The sequence below is a fragment of the Methanoplanus limicola DSM 2279 genome (genome assembly GCF_000243255.1).
Taxonomy (GTDB): domain Archaea; phylum Halobacteriota; class Methanomicrobia; order Methanomicrobiales; family Methanomicrobiaceae; genus Methanoplanus; species Methanoplanus limicola.
Window position 1 is genome coordinate 1 of record NZ_CM001436.1, and the last position, 591, is coordinate 591.

General features: G+C 50.9%; 1 other annotated feature (only partly in view).

The features are described from left to right. Window positions 1-591, bottom strand: a sequence feature (23S ribosomal RNA rRNA prediction is too short); it runs 278 nt beyond the window's last position.

The following is a 591-nucleotide window of genomic DNA, read 5'->3' on the forward strand; positions in this document are numbered from 1 at the left end:
GGGTCCCTAGCCTCTGCACTAGGATAAAATGTTCAACGGACTTGTGTTTGGGACAGTAGGACTCTCGTTAATCCATTCATGCAAGTCGCCAATTAAGCGACAAGGTACTACGCTACCTTAAGAGGGTCATAGTTACCCCCGCCGTTTACGGGTCCTTCGTCCGGTTGTACCCGGTTTTCAGATGCCCGCACTGGGCAGGAATCACAGACTATACTAGTCGTTTCCGAGTTGCAGTCTGCTATGTTGTTATTAGACAGTCGGAGTCCCCGAGTCACTGCGACCTGCCTGATCTCCAGGCAGGCACTCCTTATTCCAAAGTTACGGAGCTATTTTGCCGAGTTCCCTAAACACAATTAAACCGATACGCCTTGGCCTTCTCAGCCAGGGGCACCTGTGTCAGATCTCGGTACGGTCATCTGGCCCCCTTTTCACGGGCTCCAGGAATTTGCTGTATTACTTCATCACGCTTTCGCTCAATTCTCACCATTGCGGTTCTCCAGGAGCTTATACGATTAAACAGGGCGACGGCCCTGCACAGCATATCCCGAAGCGTCAGGATTATTGGCCGATGGTACAGGAATATTAACCTGT